Genomic DNA, 14,685 nt, shown 5'->3' with positions numbered 1-14,685 from the left:
CCCTGAAACGCCACGACCCCCGCCGAGGCGAGGGTCGTGGGTGAGTCATGTCAGGCGAACCTGAAAGGCATCATGCGCCTTTCTTGGTTGGCTCGGCATTCTCGATCTGACGGGTGATGACGTACTGCTGAGCGATCGACAGCGTGTTGTTGACGATCCAGTACAGCACCAGACCTGCCGGGAACCACAGGAAGAAGAAGGTGAAGACGATCGGCAGCATCTTCATGATCTTCGCCTGGGTGGGGTCCGGAGGCGTCGGGTTCAGCTGCTGCTGGATGAACATCGTCAGGCCCATGACGATCGGCAGGATGAACAGCGGGTCCTTCACTGACAGATCCTGGATCCACAGCATGAACGGCGCGTGGCGCAGTTCAACGGATTCCATCAGCATCCAGTACAGGGCGATGAAGACCGGCATCTGGATCACGATCGGCAGACAGCCCCCCAGCGGATTGATCTTCTCCGTCTGGTAGAACTTCATCATCTCCTGGGAGACCTTCTGGCGGTCGCTGCCGTACTTCTCCTTGATGCGCTGCATCTCGGGGCCCATCTTGCGCATCTTGGCCATCGAGCGGTACGCGGTCGCGGACAGCGGGAACAGCACGACCTTGACCAGAACGGTCAGCAGGATGATGGAGGCACCCCAGTTGCCGACCAGCGCGTGGATGTGCTCTAGCAGCCAGAACAGCGGGTTGGCCAGGAACCACAGCCAGCCGAAGTCGACGACCAGTTCCAGGTAGGGAGCGGTCGCTTCCAGCTGGTCCTGATCCTTCGGGCCGACGAACAGGGTCGCGCCGAGCTCAGCCTGCTGACCCGCGGCGATCTGGGTCGTCGGGCTCGCGAAGGCGGCGACATTGCGGTTCTGCTTGTCGACGTTGGCGTAGTAGAGGTTCTTCTGGTTGTCAGCCGGCACCCAGGCAGACACGAAGTAGTGCTGGATCATGGACACCCAGCCACCCTGGACGTCGACATTCTTGAAGCTGCCGTCCTGGATGTCTTCGAAATCGACCTTCTGGTAGTGGTTCTCTTCAGAAGAGAACGCCGCACCCAGATAGGACTTCATGCCCATGCCGCCACCGGAGGTCGGGTCCGCGCTGTTGTCGCGGGCCAGCTGACCGATGAAGCGAGCATTGACCGGCTGCTGGGACTGGTTGTCCAGCAGGTAGTCGACCTTGATCTGGTAGCTGTCCTGGCTGACGGTGAAGCGCTTGATGACCGCAACACCATTGATGTCGGCCTTCAGGTCCACTTGCAGGCTGTTGTCACCCTCGGCAAGGCTGTAGCTGTTGCTGTCGGCAGAGAAGGCGATACGGCCCTTGTGGCCATCCAGCTGCAGGCCGGACTTGGCCACGTAGCTGCGTGACTGATTGTCGGACAGCAGCACGAAGGGCGACTCGGAAGCGTTGTTCTGCTTGTGCTCGAGCAGCGCTGCATAGACCACGTCACCGCCCTGCGGATCGATACGCAGGTCCAGCACGTCAGTCTTGACTTCAATCAGGTTGTTGCTCGGGGTGCTTGCTGCGCTATCCGGCGTGGAGAGGCCGGTATCGCCATTGGCAGTCGTGCTGCTGCTTGGGGCTTCAAGGCCTTGCGCAGTGGCATTGGCGGCCTGAGAGGCAACCTGGGGAGCCTGTGTTTCCGCAGCCGGCTGGTCGTAGTCCTTGTTCCACTGGACCACCATCAGATAGGCGACAACCGCAAGCGGAATCACGAGGAGTAATCGTTTGACGTCCATGGTGTATACCCGTTGGAGGGTGAATCAATCTGGCGGGGAGTCAGATGAGTCCGGTCACGAACGGTAGGGCGTATAACGAAAAAAACGCCACATGCCGGACGCACCGGGCAGGTGTCGCGTCAGGCAGGTGGCGTTGACTTGGCCGCTTTCTGGCGTCTGGCGTCCTTCTCCAGACGAGCCCACATGCCGTCCAGCTGGCGATGCAGAGTCTCGTTGTCCAGCTCGGTCACGCCTCGCTTGGCCAGTACGACGATGTCGACGGCCGGAAGGCGCTGCTGGCGGAGGCGAATGGATTCGCGCGTCAGACGTTTGAGGCGGTTGCGATCTACGGCACGGCGCACGTTCTTCTTGCTGAACACCAACCCCAGGCGGGCATGTCCCAGGTCATTCGGACACGCCAGGGCCAGAAGCCCCTTGCCGTGTACCTTGAGGGTGGTGTGATCGAAGACGTGCCGGTAATCCCCGGCAGTCAGCAAGCGAAGCTGCCGGGGAAATCCCTGACGGGACATCCGGGCCTCGATCAGGCGCTCAGACGCTTACGGCCTTTCGCACGACGACGCTGGATGACCTCACGGCCACCTTTGGTCGCCATACGAGCACGGAAACCGTGTGTGCGCTTGCGCTTCAGGACGCTCGGCTGAAATGTGCGTTTCATAGCTGCTTCTTCCCACGTGGTTGTTTGGAAAAGGTCAACGAATGTTGCCCTGTATCCACATGAGGACAGGGCAGATTGGTCAGGGGCAGGGATTCTAGTGAATCTGCAAGTGGCTTGCAATGTCGCGTTGGAAGTTGTCCACAGCCCGTTCGCGGCATTTGACGACAGATATCGTCTACGCCGCCCGCCATATGGCGCTTCGTGTCTCACGCGGATCACGCGCAAGACAGGCCTTCGGGCACAAAAAAAGTCGATTTGGCGTCCTTGAGCCAACAGGCACCGCTCACCAGGCAAGCGATCAGCGCTTTTTCAGCGCTCAGTGGGGCTGAGTGATTGGCATCGCCCGCCATGGCGATGCGCGGGAAGGGTGCAAGTCCTGTGTTCGGTCGTGAGCCTCAAGGACTCGCGTTTCTGACGAGCGGTTGTGCACTTCCGTCCCTGACGTGTCAGGCGCGCCGAAAAGTCGCAGTGGATAACCCGGGATTCTGTCGGCGCGATCGCAGCCCCTCGCACCTCGCGTGATTCGAAGATCGCGGGTCTGCTGTCATTACTACAAGGAAGTAGTTCTGAATAACCAATAACTATTAAGGAAGGCAGTTGCTGTGGATAACCTGTTTTTTCCTATCTTGCTCAATTGCATGTCGATAGGACAGCTCTGGCGATAAGTGGTGGGCAACCTGCGTTCAGCCTGTGTATGGCCATGTGCATAACTGTCGTCTTGTCCACAGTCGAAATCTTGTGCGCGGATGCTCCCCAGCCTGTCCCGATGCGGATACTTGAAGAATACCGATGTTGTCCACAGTGCTTTTTGCGGCAGATGTCGTGTGGATAACTCGTGGCTTGGCCTATACAATGGCCGCCCCTTCGACAACTGGATGTGAGGTCGCGTGTCGCTCGCACTTTGGCAACAATGTCTTGACGCCCTGCAAGACGAGCTGAATTCACAGCAGTTCAATACCTGGGTTCGTCCCCTGCAGGCTGAGGAAGGCGACAGCGGAGAGCTGTGCCTGCTCGCCCCCAACCGCTTCGTGCGTGATTGGGTCAATGACAAGTACCTCAAACGAATTCACGAGCTGCTGCGTGAGCTGGCACCGGGCAAGCCGCCCAAGGTCGAGCTGAGCGTCGGTAGCCGCCGGACCGTCTCGAACCCGCGTCCGGAAGGCGCGGCTGCGTCGCCGGTATCTGCTCAGGCGCAAGCGCCGGGCCAGATGCCGAGCCCGCGTGCCCCTTCCGTGCATACGCCACCGCGGGGCAATTTCGCGGAAGAGCGTGAGATTGCCGGCGATGGCGCCCGGGAACAGGCACCGCGTCGCAACACGCGCCAGGTGCAGGTAGAAGGTAGCCTCAAGCATTCCAGTGGCCTGAATCCGAACTTCACCTTCGAAACCTTTGTCGAAGGCAAGTCCAACCAGCTGGCCCGCGCGGCCTCGCGTCAGGTCTCGGAGAATCCCGGCGGCGCCTACAACCCGCTGTTCCTGTATGGCGGCGTGGGTCTGGGCAAGACCCACCTGATGCACGCGGTGGGCAATCATCTGGCCAAGCAGGGCGGCGAGAATGCCAAGGTGGTCTACCTGCATTCCGAGCGCTTCGTGGCGGACATGGTCAAGGCACTGCAGCTCAATGCCATCAATGACTTCAAGCGTTTCTACCGTTCGGTGGATGCGCTGCTGATCGATGACATCCAGTTCTTCGCTGGCAAGGAGCGCTCCCAGGAGGAGTTCTTCCACACCTTCAATGCGTTGCTCGAGGGCGGTCAGCAGATGATCCTGACCTCGGACCGCTATCCGAAGGAGATCAATGGGGTCGAGGAGCGTCTCAAGTCACGCTTCGGCTGGGGGCTGACCGTCGCCATCGAGCCGCCGGAGCTCGAGACGCGCGTCGCGATCCTGATGAAGAAGGCCGATCAGGCCAAGGTCGATCTGCCTCACGATGCCGCCTTCTTCATCGCGCAGAAGATCCGCTCCAACGTGCGCGAGCTGGAAGGTGCCTTGAAGAAGGTCATCGCCGACTCCCACTTCATGGGCCGCGCGATCAATCAGGACTTCATCCGTGAATCCCTGAAGGACCTGCTGGCACTGCAGGACAAGCAGGTGGGTGTGGACAATATCCAGCGCACCGTGGCCGAGTACTACAAGATCAAGATTTCCGATCTTCACTCCAAGCGCCGCTCGCGCTCCGTCGCCCGTCCGCGTCAGGTCGCGATGGCGCTCGCCAAGGAGCTGACCAACCACAGCCTGCCGGAAATCGGCGATGCCTTCGGCGGGCGAGACCACACCACGGTGCTGCATGCCTGTCGCAAGGTGGCCTCGCTGCGTGAAGAGAACGCCGATATCCGCGAGGACTACAAGAATCTGCTGCGTCTGTTGACCAGCTGATCGAATTGCAGCGGCAGGTCGGGTTGGCGACAATCACGCTATCGGCCTGCTGTGCTCCGGGCTTGCCTGTCGCGGCCCCGAATTTCTTTTGCGTGCGCGCTGCCTGTCAGCGAGCATTGCCCCGTTTCCAGAGAGTGGAGTCTCCATGAAATTTGCCATTTCGCGTGAAGCCCTGCTGCGCCCGCTGTCCCTGGTGGCGGGTGTCGTCGAGCGTCGCCAGACACTGCCGGTGCTGTCCAATGTGCTGCTTGAAGTGTCCGATCAGCAGCTGTCGCTGACCGGGACTGACCTTGAGGTCGAGCTGATCGGGCGTGTCGAGCCCAGCCGTGTCGATGAGCCGGGTTCCGCGACGGTGCCGGCGCGCAAGCTGATGGATATCTGCAAGTCACTGCCCGAAGGCAGCGAGATCATTCTCGCGCTGGAAGAAGGGCGTGCCATTCTGCGCAGCGGCCGTTCACGCTTCACCCTGTCGACCTTGCCGGTGGCCGAGTTCCCGAACATCGATGATGGTCAGGGCGATATCACCGTCAGCCTGCCGCGCGGCACCCTCAAGCATCTGATCGACGCGACCTCCTTCGCGATGGCGCAACAGGATGTCCGGTATTACCTCAACGGCATGCTGCTGGAACTGACCAGCAACCTGGTGCGTACCGTGGCGACCGATGGTCACCGCCTGGCCGTCTGCGAGCAGGCCGCTGACATCAGCGTGCCGGAAGCGCAGAAGCTGATCATCCCGCGCAAGGGTATCCTTGAGCTGACGCGCCTGCTCGACGGCAGCAATGAGCTGATGACGTTGACGGTCAGCGGGACGCACGTGCGTGCCCAGACCGGCGACTTCACCTTCACCTCCAAGCTGGTGGACGGCAAGTTCCCGGATTACGAGCGCGTTGTCCCGCGTGGCGGTGATAAGGTCATCGTGGCCGAGCGTGCCGAGCTGCGTCAGGTACTGTCGCGCACCGCGATCCTCTCCAACGAGAAGTACCGTGGCGTGCGCCTCTATCTGGAGGCCGGCAACCTGCGTGTGCTGGCCAACAACCCCGAGCAGGAAGAGGCCGAAGAGAATATTGCCCTTGATTATCAAGGGGCTGGCCTCGAGATCGGCTTCAACGTCGGTTACCTGATCGATGTGCTGGGAGTGCTGGATGCCGATCGCGTACAGCTGACGCTGTCCGATGCCAACAGCTCAGCGCTGCTGGAAGAGCCGGGTGGTGGCGATGCGCGTTACGTAGTGATGCCGATGCGTCTGTAATATCGTAATTGCTATTTAAATCAGTACCTTGAATCGTAATTGTGGCGCGATTGACGCGCGCAATCGCAGAATGAGCCTCGACAACACCCGCCATTTTCACTCCTGAATGGCGGGTGTTGTCGTATTTGAGCCCCGAAGGCGGGCCAGGGCTCTTTCTCTCTATCGAATGAGGCCGTCATGGCGCTTGAACGACTCCAATTCCAGAATCTGCGCAACCTGGCGACAGTCGATATGGCGCCGGGAAAAGGGGTGAATCTGGTCAGTGGTGCCAATGGCAGTGGCAAGTCGAGTCTGCTGGAAGGTATCCATGTGCTGGGGCTGGCGCGCTCTTTTCGCACGCACAAGCTCAAGCATGCCATTGCGCATGACACGGTGGGAATGACGCTGTTTGGCCGCCTGGCAGGCGATCCACCGCGCCCCCTGGGGGTAAGGCGTGATCAGGCCGCAGATGGGCTGGAGATGCGGCTGGATGGCGAGAAGGTCGAGCGAGTCGCCCAGCTGGCTCAGGCCTTGCCATTGCAGCTGATCAATCCGGATGCCTTCCGGTTGCTGGAGGGGTCGCCCTCTGCCCGACGTGAGTTCCTTGATTGGGGTGTGTTTCACGTGAAACACGACTTCTTTGACGTCTGGCGCCGCGTGCGTCGGGCGCTCAAACATCGGAACGCACTGCTCAGGCATGGTAAGATGGACGTTCAGGCACTTAACGTCTGGGATCGAGAGTTTGCTCACTGGAGCGAGCGTCTTGATGCCCTGCGCATGGAATATATGCAGGCGCTGGCGCCTCTGTTTCAAGCCACGCTTGCCGAGCTGATTGATTTACCCGAGCTGACTCTGCGCTATCAGCGCGGTTGGGATGCCAAGCGCCCTCTGGGCGACGTGCTGGCAGCAGGGCGCGACAGTGATAGCCATATGGGCTTTACCCAGACTGGCCCACAACGCGCCGACTTGCGTATTCGCCTGGGACGACGCCCTGCAGTCGAGGTGTTGTCTCGCGGTCAGCAGAAGCTGGTGGTCAGCGCTCTCAAGCTGGCTCAGGGTCGCTTGCTCGAAGAAATGAACGGACGTACCTGTGTCTACCTGATCGACGATCTGCCGGCGGAACTGGATGGCGAGCATCGCCGTCTGTTCTGCCAGCTGTTGGCAGGCCTCGAGTGCCAGGTCTTCGTGACCTGCGTCGAACCCGAAACATTGGATCGGGTATGGTTGCCGAACACTGATGTCAGGATGTTTCACGTGGAACACGGGCGACTGCACACGGAATGATTTCACGACGGAGAAGCCAATGAGCGAACAGGCTTACGACTCATCAAGCATCAAGGTCCTCAAGGGCCTGGATGCCGTACGCAAGCGCCCCGGCATGTATATCGGTGATACCGATGACGGCACGGGGCTGCATCATATGGTGTTCGAGCTGGTGGATAACTCCATCGACGAGGCGCTGGCCGGTCACTGTAGCGAAGTCCGGGTCGTTATTCATGCCGACGAGTCAGTTTCCGTCAGCGACAACGGTCGTGGTGTGCCGACCGAGATCCATGAAGAGGAAGGCGTCAGCGCAGCGGAAGTCATCATGACCGTGCTGCACGCAGGCGGTAAGTTCGATGACAACTCCTACAAGGTCTCCGGCGGTCTGCACGGTGTTGGGGTCTCGGTCGTCAACGCGCTATCCGAAGAGCTCAAGCTGACCATCTGGCGTCAGGGCAATGTCCACGAGCAGATCTATCGCCATGGCGAGCCGCAGTCGCCGCTGGGCATCGTGGGCCAGACCGAGAAGACCGGTACCCTGGTACGCTTCAAGCCTTCCCCGCTGACCTTTGCCAATATCGAATTCCACTACGAGATTCTGGCCAAGCGTCTGCGCGAGCTGTCCTTCCTGAACTCCGGTGTCGCCATCCGTCTGATTGACGAGCGCAGCGGCAAGGAAGAGCTGTTCCACTACGAAGGTGGCCTCAAGGCGTTTGTTGACCATATCAACACCAACAAGGCGCCCTTGAATCCGGTGTTCCATTTCGAGATGGAGCGCGAGGATGGCATTGCCGTCGAAGTGGCGATGCAGTGGAATGAAGGCTTCGCCGAGAATATCTTCTGCTACACCAACAATATTCCTCAGCGCGATGGCGGGACTCACCTGGCCGGTTTCCGTGCGGCACTGACGCGTACGCTCAATAGCTATATTGAGGCGGAAGGTCTGCTCAAGAAATCCAAGGTCGGTACGACCGGGGATGATGCCCGTGAAGGTCTGACCGCGATCATCTCGGTCAAGGTGCCGGACCCGAAGTTCTCCTCGCAGACCAAGGACAAGCTGGTCTCTTCCGAGGTCAAGACAGCCGTCGAGCAGGAAATGGGCCGTCTGTTCTCCGAGTATCTGATCGAGAAGCCCAACGAAGCCAAGGGCATCGTCAACAAGATGCTGGATGCGGCGCGGGCGCGTGAAGCCGCACGCAAGGCGCGTGATATGACGCGTCGCAAGGGCGCCCTGGATATCGCAGGTCTGCCGGGCAAGCTGGCTGACTGTCAGGAGAAGGACCCGAGTCTCTCCGAACTGTACCTGGTCGAGGGTGATTCCGCTGGTGGTTCCGCCAAGCAGGGGCGTGATCGTCGTACCCAGGCGATCCTGCCGCTGAAGGGCAAGATCCTCAACGTCGAGAAGGCGCGCTTCGACAAGATGCTGTCGTCTGCCGAGGTTGGCACGCTGATCACCGCGCTGGGTTGCGGTATCGGTCGTGAAGAGTTCAATCCCGACAAGCTGCGCTATCACTCCGTCATCATCATGACGGATGCCGACGTCGATGGTTCGCACATCCGTACGTTGCTGCTGACCTTCTTCTTCCGTCAGATGCCGGAGCTGATCGAGCGCGGTCATATCTTCATTGCCCAGCCGCCGCTCTACAAGATCAAGCGTGGCAAGCATGAGCAGTATCTGAAGGACGAGCAGGCGCTGCAGGACTATCTGACCGCTACGGCGCTGGACGGCGGCAAGCTGCATGTCAACGCTGATGCCCCGGGTATCGCCGGCGCTCAGCTGGAAGCACTGGTCAACCAGTATCGTGGCGTGATGAAGCGCATCGATCGTCTGGCGCGTGTCTATCCGTCTGCCGTGCTGCGCAAGATCGTGCACGCTCCGCATCTGGATGAGGCAGCACTCGCGGACCAGTCTCAGGTGCAAGGCTGGATCGATGGTCTCCAGAAGGAAATGGATGACCTGATTGCCTATGAGGGTGGCCCGCACTACAGCTTCACTCTCAGCCACGACGGCGAGCGCAATCTCTATCTGCCGGCGGTGACGCTGACGGCACATGGTGTCAGCAGCGATTACTTGTGGGATGTCGACTTCTTCAAGTCCGCCGACTACCGCGAGATGAGTGAGCTGGGCAACATGCTGGAAGGCCTGCTGGAAGTTGGCAGCTACGTCTCGCGCGGTGAGCGCAAGAAGGAAGTTGTCACCTTCTACGAAGCCCTCGACTGGCTGATGAAGGAAGCGGCACGTGGCTTCAGCATCCAGCGCTACAAGGGGCTGGGTGAGATGAACCCGGATCAGCTGTGGGAAACCACCATGGATCCGGAGTCCCGTCGCATGCTGCGTGTGACCGTCGAGGATGCGATCGGTGCCGATCAGATGTTCAACACCCTGATGGGTGATGAAGTCGAACCGCGCCGTGACTTCATCGAGCGCTTCGCGCTGGTGGCCAACCTCGACGTCTGATGGCGTTGAGCTAGCGCTTGGCGGATGTCTTGCCAAGCCGGGCTAGAAAAACGGCCCCTGATCTTCGATCAGGGGCCGTTTTTGCATGTGCGTGTTGCCGCAATCAGGGGCAAGGATAACAGCGAGGAGTAGGGCTCGGTCACGGCCGAGGGTGTCGTCTCAGCCGGTGCGTTGCTCGGCCAGCCAGGCGGTGATTCGCTCTGCCGTGATGGAGGACGTCGCAAGCCCCAGGTGATCAATTGTCTCGAGGACTTCCACCTGCGCCGCGGGGTGGTGGGGTTGCAGACATTGAGCAAGGTGCTCGGCATGAAACGCCTCGTCATGCTCGCCGATCAGCGCCAGCACTGGCAGCTGATGATGGGCGAGCGCCTTGAGGTCACTTTGATAGTCGCGAGGATTGAGGCCCGTCATCAAGCGCCACGAGTAGGCGTCGGTGGTATGTGCATCGCGGTACTCTGGCGGGATATTGAAGCCAAGGACCTCAATATGATCCAGGCGATGGATGCCGAGCCGGTTCAGGAGTGCGCAGGCCAGCATCCGCGCGATGCGTGGCTGTGCCCAGCGGGAATCACGGCGCATGTTGGGCGCGAGATGATGCAGGTACGGTGCCAGCAATATCACGCCGTGCAGCGGAATGTTGGCACGCTGGCGCTGACAGACAGCGGCCGAGAAGCGCAGTGCCAGGCCGCCTCCGGCAGAGTGGCCAGCGACAATGACTCTGGCATCGGCTGGTAGCTCGAGCGACAGGATCAGGTCCTCGAGATCTTCCTCGAGCTGAAGCAGGTGGTCGATGTCGCCACGTCGCTGCGGAGCTGGGCCGTGGCCGCGCAAGTCCGGCGTATGCACATGATGACCAGCCTCAGCCAGGCGCGTTGCCAGCGATGCGAGATAACGGCTGTCAGCACTGGAGCCATGCAGCAGGATGAGGTGTGAGCGGCACTCTGACATGCCTGCTGCGGGATAATGGCGACAGCCCAGGCTGCTGTCATCGCGGCAGCGGTAGGGGGCGAGTTCATTCGGCGCTGACCACGCTTCCTTGTCTGCCAGGAAGGTCGTGAAATCAAAGGCATGGCTGCTGGAATCTGGCATTGACTACACTCGCTCGGATGTCACGTCATGAAAAAAGCCCGCTATCTGAACCGGTCAGATAGCGGGCTTTTTCGTTCAAGTGCTCGGCGCACTCGACAGGCTGATCAAGCCCCGTGCCTCAAGGCTCGATGTCTCAAGGCTTGCTGCCTCAAGACTCAGTGCGCCTGATTGAGGAAGCCTTCATCCAGCTTCAGCTCGTCATTGCGGTTGACGCCGATATCGCGGGACAGGATGTTGCTGGCGATCTGCTTGGCTTCTTCCAGAGAGTGCATCTGTGCGGTGCCGCACTGATAGACGTTGAGCTCCGGGATCTCTTCCTGACGCGCCACGTTGAGCACGTCCTGCATGGCTGCAGACCAGGCAGCGGCAACGCGAGCTTCTTCCGGTTCACCGATCAGGCTCATGTAGAAACCGGTACGGCAACCCATCGGTGAGATGTCGATGATCTCGACGTCATCACCGTTGAGGTGCTCGCGCATGAAGCCGGCGAACAGGTGCTCGAGGGTGTGAATGCCCTTCTCGGAGAGAATCTCTTCATTCGGCACGCAGAAGCGCAGGTCGAAGACGGTGATGTTGTCGCCTTTCGGGGTGCCCATCTTCTTGGCCACGCGCACGGCAGGCGCCTTCATGATGGTGTGATCGACAGTGAAACTATCCAGCAGTGGCATGTGAAGCCTCCAGCATGAGGAAGTGAGACAGGCAGGCAGTTGCCCGCCCGGATTCATGTCTGAAGGGTAGCATATCGCCGCTACTGATTAGAGAGGCAAGCGCGCCGTGCGCAGGGTTCTCGCAGGGCAGGCGCGCCTCACAGATAGCTTTCGGCAGCGGCTTCACAGCTCACGCAGCGGCGCTGGGACTTTCCCGGCTCACCATCCGACATGGGGTGATTGAGCTCACCATCGAGCAGGCGGTTGGTGAAGTCGGCCAGGTTGGCCACTACCAGCACGTCCTTGAGTCCCTCGCCATCTGCCAGCGTCTTCTGGCCCTTGCCGGTCATCACCAGCGCGGCGCGACAGCCGGCCTTCTGGCCCGCGATGAGGTCACGCAGGCTGTCACCCAGCATCCAGGCACCTTCGAAGTCGGGAATCTGCAGGGCATCCTGGATCTGATGGAGCAGACCGGGTTCCGGCTTGCGGCAATCGCAGCCGTCGTCCGGGCCATGCGGGCAGTAGGCAATGTGAGCGATATCGCCACCGGCTTCCTTCACCAGTTGCATCATCTTGGTGTGCATCTGGTCGAGTTCGCGGTGGCCGAAATGGCCACGGGCGATGCCGGACTGATTGGTCGCCACGGCCACGGTATAGCCAGCGCGGGTCAGGCGGGCGATGGCCTGGATGGAAGTGGGGTATTCGATCCACTCCTCGGCGTTCTTGACGAAGGCATCGGAGTCTTCATTGATGACACCATCACGGTCGAGCACGATCAGTTTTTGCATGGTCAACTCTTCACTTCAGGGCAGTCAGGGGCGTCAGCCGGGCTGCTTGTCAGGGGTCGCCGCTTTGCCTGGAAAATTGTGAGCCGAGTCACAAGATGACGCTCGCACGTGGGGATGGGCAAATGGCGCCGAGTGGTCGAAGTGCGTGGTGCGACAGGCTGCCGCGCTTTTCGAACACTGTTTCTATACTGGAATACTAGTGCGACCTAGGTAGGGGATCAAGGCAGAATTTGTGACATCGCTGCCGTGTTGCGTGAAATCCTGTCACGCAACACGGCATTTCGGGACCGCGGATGCAAAAGAACCCCGCCGTGGCGGGGTTCTTTTGCAGAGACTGCGAGTTACCGATGTCAGAGACACCGTGGATCGGCAGTTCTTATTGGGTCAGCAGACTGATGTCGGCCACACCCATGAACAGGCCTTGCAGGCTGGCCAGCATCGCCAGACGATTGGCGCGCACGGCGGCATCGTCGGCGTTGACCATCACCTGATCGAAGAAGGCATCGACCGGTTCGCGCAGGCTGGCCAGTGCATCGAGGGCCTCCTGGTAGCGCGCCGCGGCGAACAGCGGTGCCACTTCCGCGCCACGTGCCGTCAGGGCGTCTGCCAGTGCCTGCTCGGCCGGCTCGCTCAACAGGCTCGCATCCACCTCGGTGCGACCATCGTGCTCGGCCTTGGCGAGAATGTTGGAGACACGCTTGTTGGCTGCAGCCAGGGCAGCGGCTTCCGGACGTTCGCCGAAGGCGTGCACGGCACGCAGACGACGTGCGAAGTCCAGCGGATTGCTGATCTTCAGGGTACGCACGGCCAGGTACAGCTCGGCACCCATGCCTTCATCGCTGGCCCAGGCGCGGAAGCGATCGAGCATGTACTCGAGCACGTCCTCGACCAGTCCTTCGGCCTTGGGCAGATCACGATGCTGCTCGGCGCTGACGGTCAGCAGCTCGCGCAGGTCGAGGTCCAGCTCACCCTTGATCAGGATGTTGAGCACCCCGATGGTGGCGCGACGCAGTGCGAACGGGTCCTTGGCGCCGGTCGGACGCTGACCGATGCCGAAGATGCCGGTCAGGGTGTCGAGACGGTCGGCCAGGGCAATCGCCATGCCGGCCTTGGTCGTGGGGATCGCATCGCCGGCGAAGCGCGGCAGATACTGTTCTTCCAGCGCGAGAGCGACGGTGGCATCTTCGCCATCGTGACGGGCGTAGTAGTGGCCCATGATGCCCTGCAGTTCCGGGAACTCCAGCACCATCTCGGTGACCAGGTCGGTCTTGGCCAGCTGTGCGGCACGTGCGGCGTGGTCGACATCGGCACCGATGCGTTCCGCGATGTGGCGTGCCACGGCTTCGCTGCGACGGGCTTTCTCGGCCATGCTGCCCAGCTTCTGCTGGAAGACGACGCTCTCGAGCTTCTCGCGACGCGATTCCAGCGTGCTGCGCAGGTCGGTCTCGTAGAAGAAGGCGGCATCGCCCAGACGCGGACGAATCACCTTCTCGTTACCGGAGATGACCTGTTGCGGGTCCTTGCTCTCGATATTGGAGACGGTGATGAAGGCCGGCTTGAGCTTGCCGTCGTTGTCCAGCAGGTGGAAGTACTTCTGGTTGGCCTTCATGGAGGAGATCAGGCACTCCGCCGGCACTTCCAGGAAGCGTTCGTCGAAGGTGCCCGTCAGCGCCACCGGCCATTCCACGAGGCCGTTGACCTCGTTGAGCAGGGCTTCCTCGATGACGGCGTTGGCACCATAGACTTCTGCCTCGGCCTGGACCTGTTCGCGGATACGCTCACGGCGCACCTCACGGTTGGCCAGCACACGGGCATCTTCCAGCGCGTCGAGGTAGTCCTCGGCGTGCGCCAGCGTGATGGCCTGCGGTGCATGGAAGCGGTGGCCGAAGGTGGTGCGACTGGAGTCGAGGCCGAGCACGCTGGCCTCGATCACTTCGCTGCCGTAGAGCGCGACCAGCCAATGCACCGGACGCGAGAACTCGATGCGTGAGGCACCCCAGCGCATGTTCTTCGGCACCGGCAGGCGAGCCACGACCTGCTCCAGCATGGCCGGCAGCAGTGCGGAGAGATGCTCGCCCGGCTGGGTGTGACGATAGCCGAGCCAGGTGCCCTTGTCGGTTTCCAGCTCGATCAGATCACTGACTTCGACACCGCAGGAGCGGGCGAAGCCCTGCACCGCACGGGTCGGTTCGCCATCCTTGAAGGCGGCGGCCTTGGCCGGTCCGCGCTTCTCGATCTCGCGGTCCGGCTGGCGCTCGGCCAGGGATTCGATCATCACCGCCAGACGACGCGGTGTGGCGTAGGCACGTACCTGACCGAAGGCGACTTCGGCGTCGCGCAGGCCATCGGCGAGGCCGTTGGCGAGGCTGTCAGCGAGTGCGTCGATGGCGCCCGGCGGCAGTTCTTCGCAGCCCAGTTCGATCAGCAGGGTATTCACGGAGGCCATG

Annotated in this window: 11 protein-coding genes; 4 read left to right on the top strand and 7 right to left on the bottom strand. The window is 61.0% G+C overall.

Features of this window, described 5'->3' with window-relative positions; genetic code table 11:
- Nucleotides 1–70: 70 nt before the first annotated feature.
- From yidC to rpmH, 3 genes are all read right to left on the bottom strand, one after another.
- A complete protein-coding gene (yidC, locus tag ACJJV2_RS17170) occupies nt 71–1,735 on the bottom strand; it encodes a membrane protein insertase YidC (RefSeq protein WP_405282342.1) in 1,665 nt (554 codons plus the stop codon).
- Nucleotides 1,736–1,854: 119 nt separating this feature from the next.
- Nucleotides 1,855–2,244, bottom strand: a complete 390-nt coding sequence (gene rnpA / locus ACJJV2_RS17165) for a ribonuclease P protein component (protein WP_052384306.1) — start codon at nt 2,242–2,244, stop codon at nt 1,855–1,857.
- Between the two features lie 11 nt (nt 2,245–2,255).
- Nucleotides 2,256–2,390: a 50S ribosomal protein L34 gene (rpmH, locus tag ACJJV2_RS17160; protein ID WP_043331656.1), complete on the bottom strand. Its 135-nt coding sequence runs from the start codon at nt 2,388–2,390 to the stop codon at nt 2,256–2,258.
- A gap of 887 nt (nt 2,391–3,277) precedes the next feature.
- Between rpmH and dnaA the strand changes: the two genes are divergently transcribed.
- The 4 genes from dnaA (at nt 3,278) to gyrB (ending at nt 9,714) form a co-directional block, all read left to right on the top strand.
- Nucleotides 3,278–4,765, top strand: a complete 1,488-nt coding sequence (dnaA, locus tag ACJJV2_RS17155) for a chromosomal replication initiator protein DnaA (protein WP_405282341.1) — start codon at nt 3,278–3,280, stop codon at nt 4,763–4,765.
- 145 nt (nt 4,766–4,910) lie between these two features.
- Nucleotides 4,911–6,014, top strand: a complete 1,104-nt coding sequence (dnaN, locus tag ACJJV2_RS17150) for a DNA polymerase III subunit beta (RefSeq protein WP_043331653.1) — start codon at nt 4,911–4,913, stop codon at nt 6,012–6,014.
- A gap of 177 nt (nt 6,015–6,191) precedes the next feature.
- Nucleotides 6,192–7,277, top strand: a complete 1,086-nt coding sequence (gene recF, locus ACJJV2_RS17145) for a DNA replication/repair protein RecF (protein WP_405282340.1) — start codon at nt 6,192–6,194, stop codon at nt 7,275–7,277.
- 19 nt (nt 7,278–7,296) lie between these two features.
- On the top strand, nt 7,297–9,714 hold the full coding sequence (gyrB, locus tag ACJJV2_RS17140) for a DNA topoisomerase (ATP-hydrolyzing) subunit B (RefSeq protein ID WP_043331649.1): 2,418 nt from the start codon (nt 7,297–7,299) through the stop codon (nt 9,712–9,714).
- A gap of 159 nt (nt 9,715–9,873) precedes the next feature.
- On the opposite strand, the gene ACJJV2_RS17135 is transcribed toward gyrB, so the two are convergent.
- The 4 genes from ACJJV2_RS17135 to glyS all read right to left on the bottom strand — a co-directional run bounded on the left by ACJJV2_RS17135 (nt 9,874) and on the right by glyS (nt 14,684).
- Complete coding sequence (locus ACJJV2_RS17135) at nt 9,874–10,803, bottom strand: alpha/beta hydrolase (protein WP_405282339.1); 930 nt, start codon at nt 10,801–10,803, stop codon at nt 9,874–9,876.
- Nucleotides 10,804–10,958: 155 nt separating this feature from the next.
- Entirely contained in the window at nt 10,959–11,471 is a 513-nt protein-coding gene (gene luxS / locus ACJJV2_RS17130) for an S-ribosylhomocysteine lyase (protein WP_043331647.1), read from the bottom strand.
- 137 nt (nt 11,472–11,608) lie between these two features.
- Nucleotides 11,609–12,238, bottom strand: coding sequence for a D-glycero-beta-D-manno-heptose 1,7-bisphosphate 7-phosphatase (gene gmhB, locus ACJJV2_RS17125; protein ID WP_153634999.1), 630 nt, complete (start codon nt 12,236–12,238; stop codon nt 11,609–11,611).
- 376 nt (nt 12,239–12,614) lie between these two features.
- On the bottom strand, nt 12,615–14,684 hold the full coding sequence (glyS, locus tag ACJJV2_RS17120) for a glycine--tRNA ligase subunit beta (protein WP_405282338.1): 2,070 nt from the start codon (nt 14,682–14,684) through the stop codon (nt 12,615–12,617).
- Between the last annotated feature and the right edge of the window lies 1 nt (nt 14,685).

Origin of the sequence: Cobetia sp. Ld8, assembly GCF_045066615.1 — a bacterium.
GTDB lineage: Bacteria > Pseudomonadota > Gammaproteobacteria > Pseudomonadales > Halomonadaceae > Cobetia > Cobetia amphilecti.
Note: the sequence above shows the minus strand (reverse complement) of the source record. Positions and strands in the feature narration are given on the sequence as shown.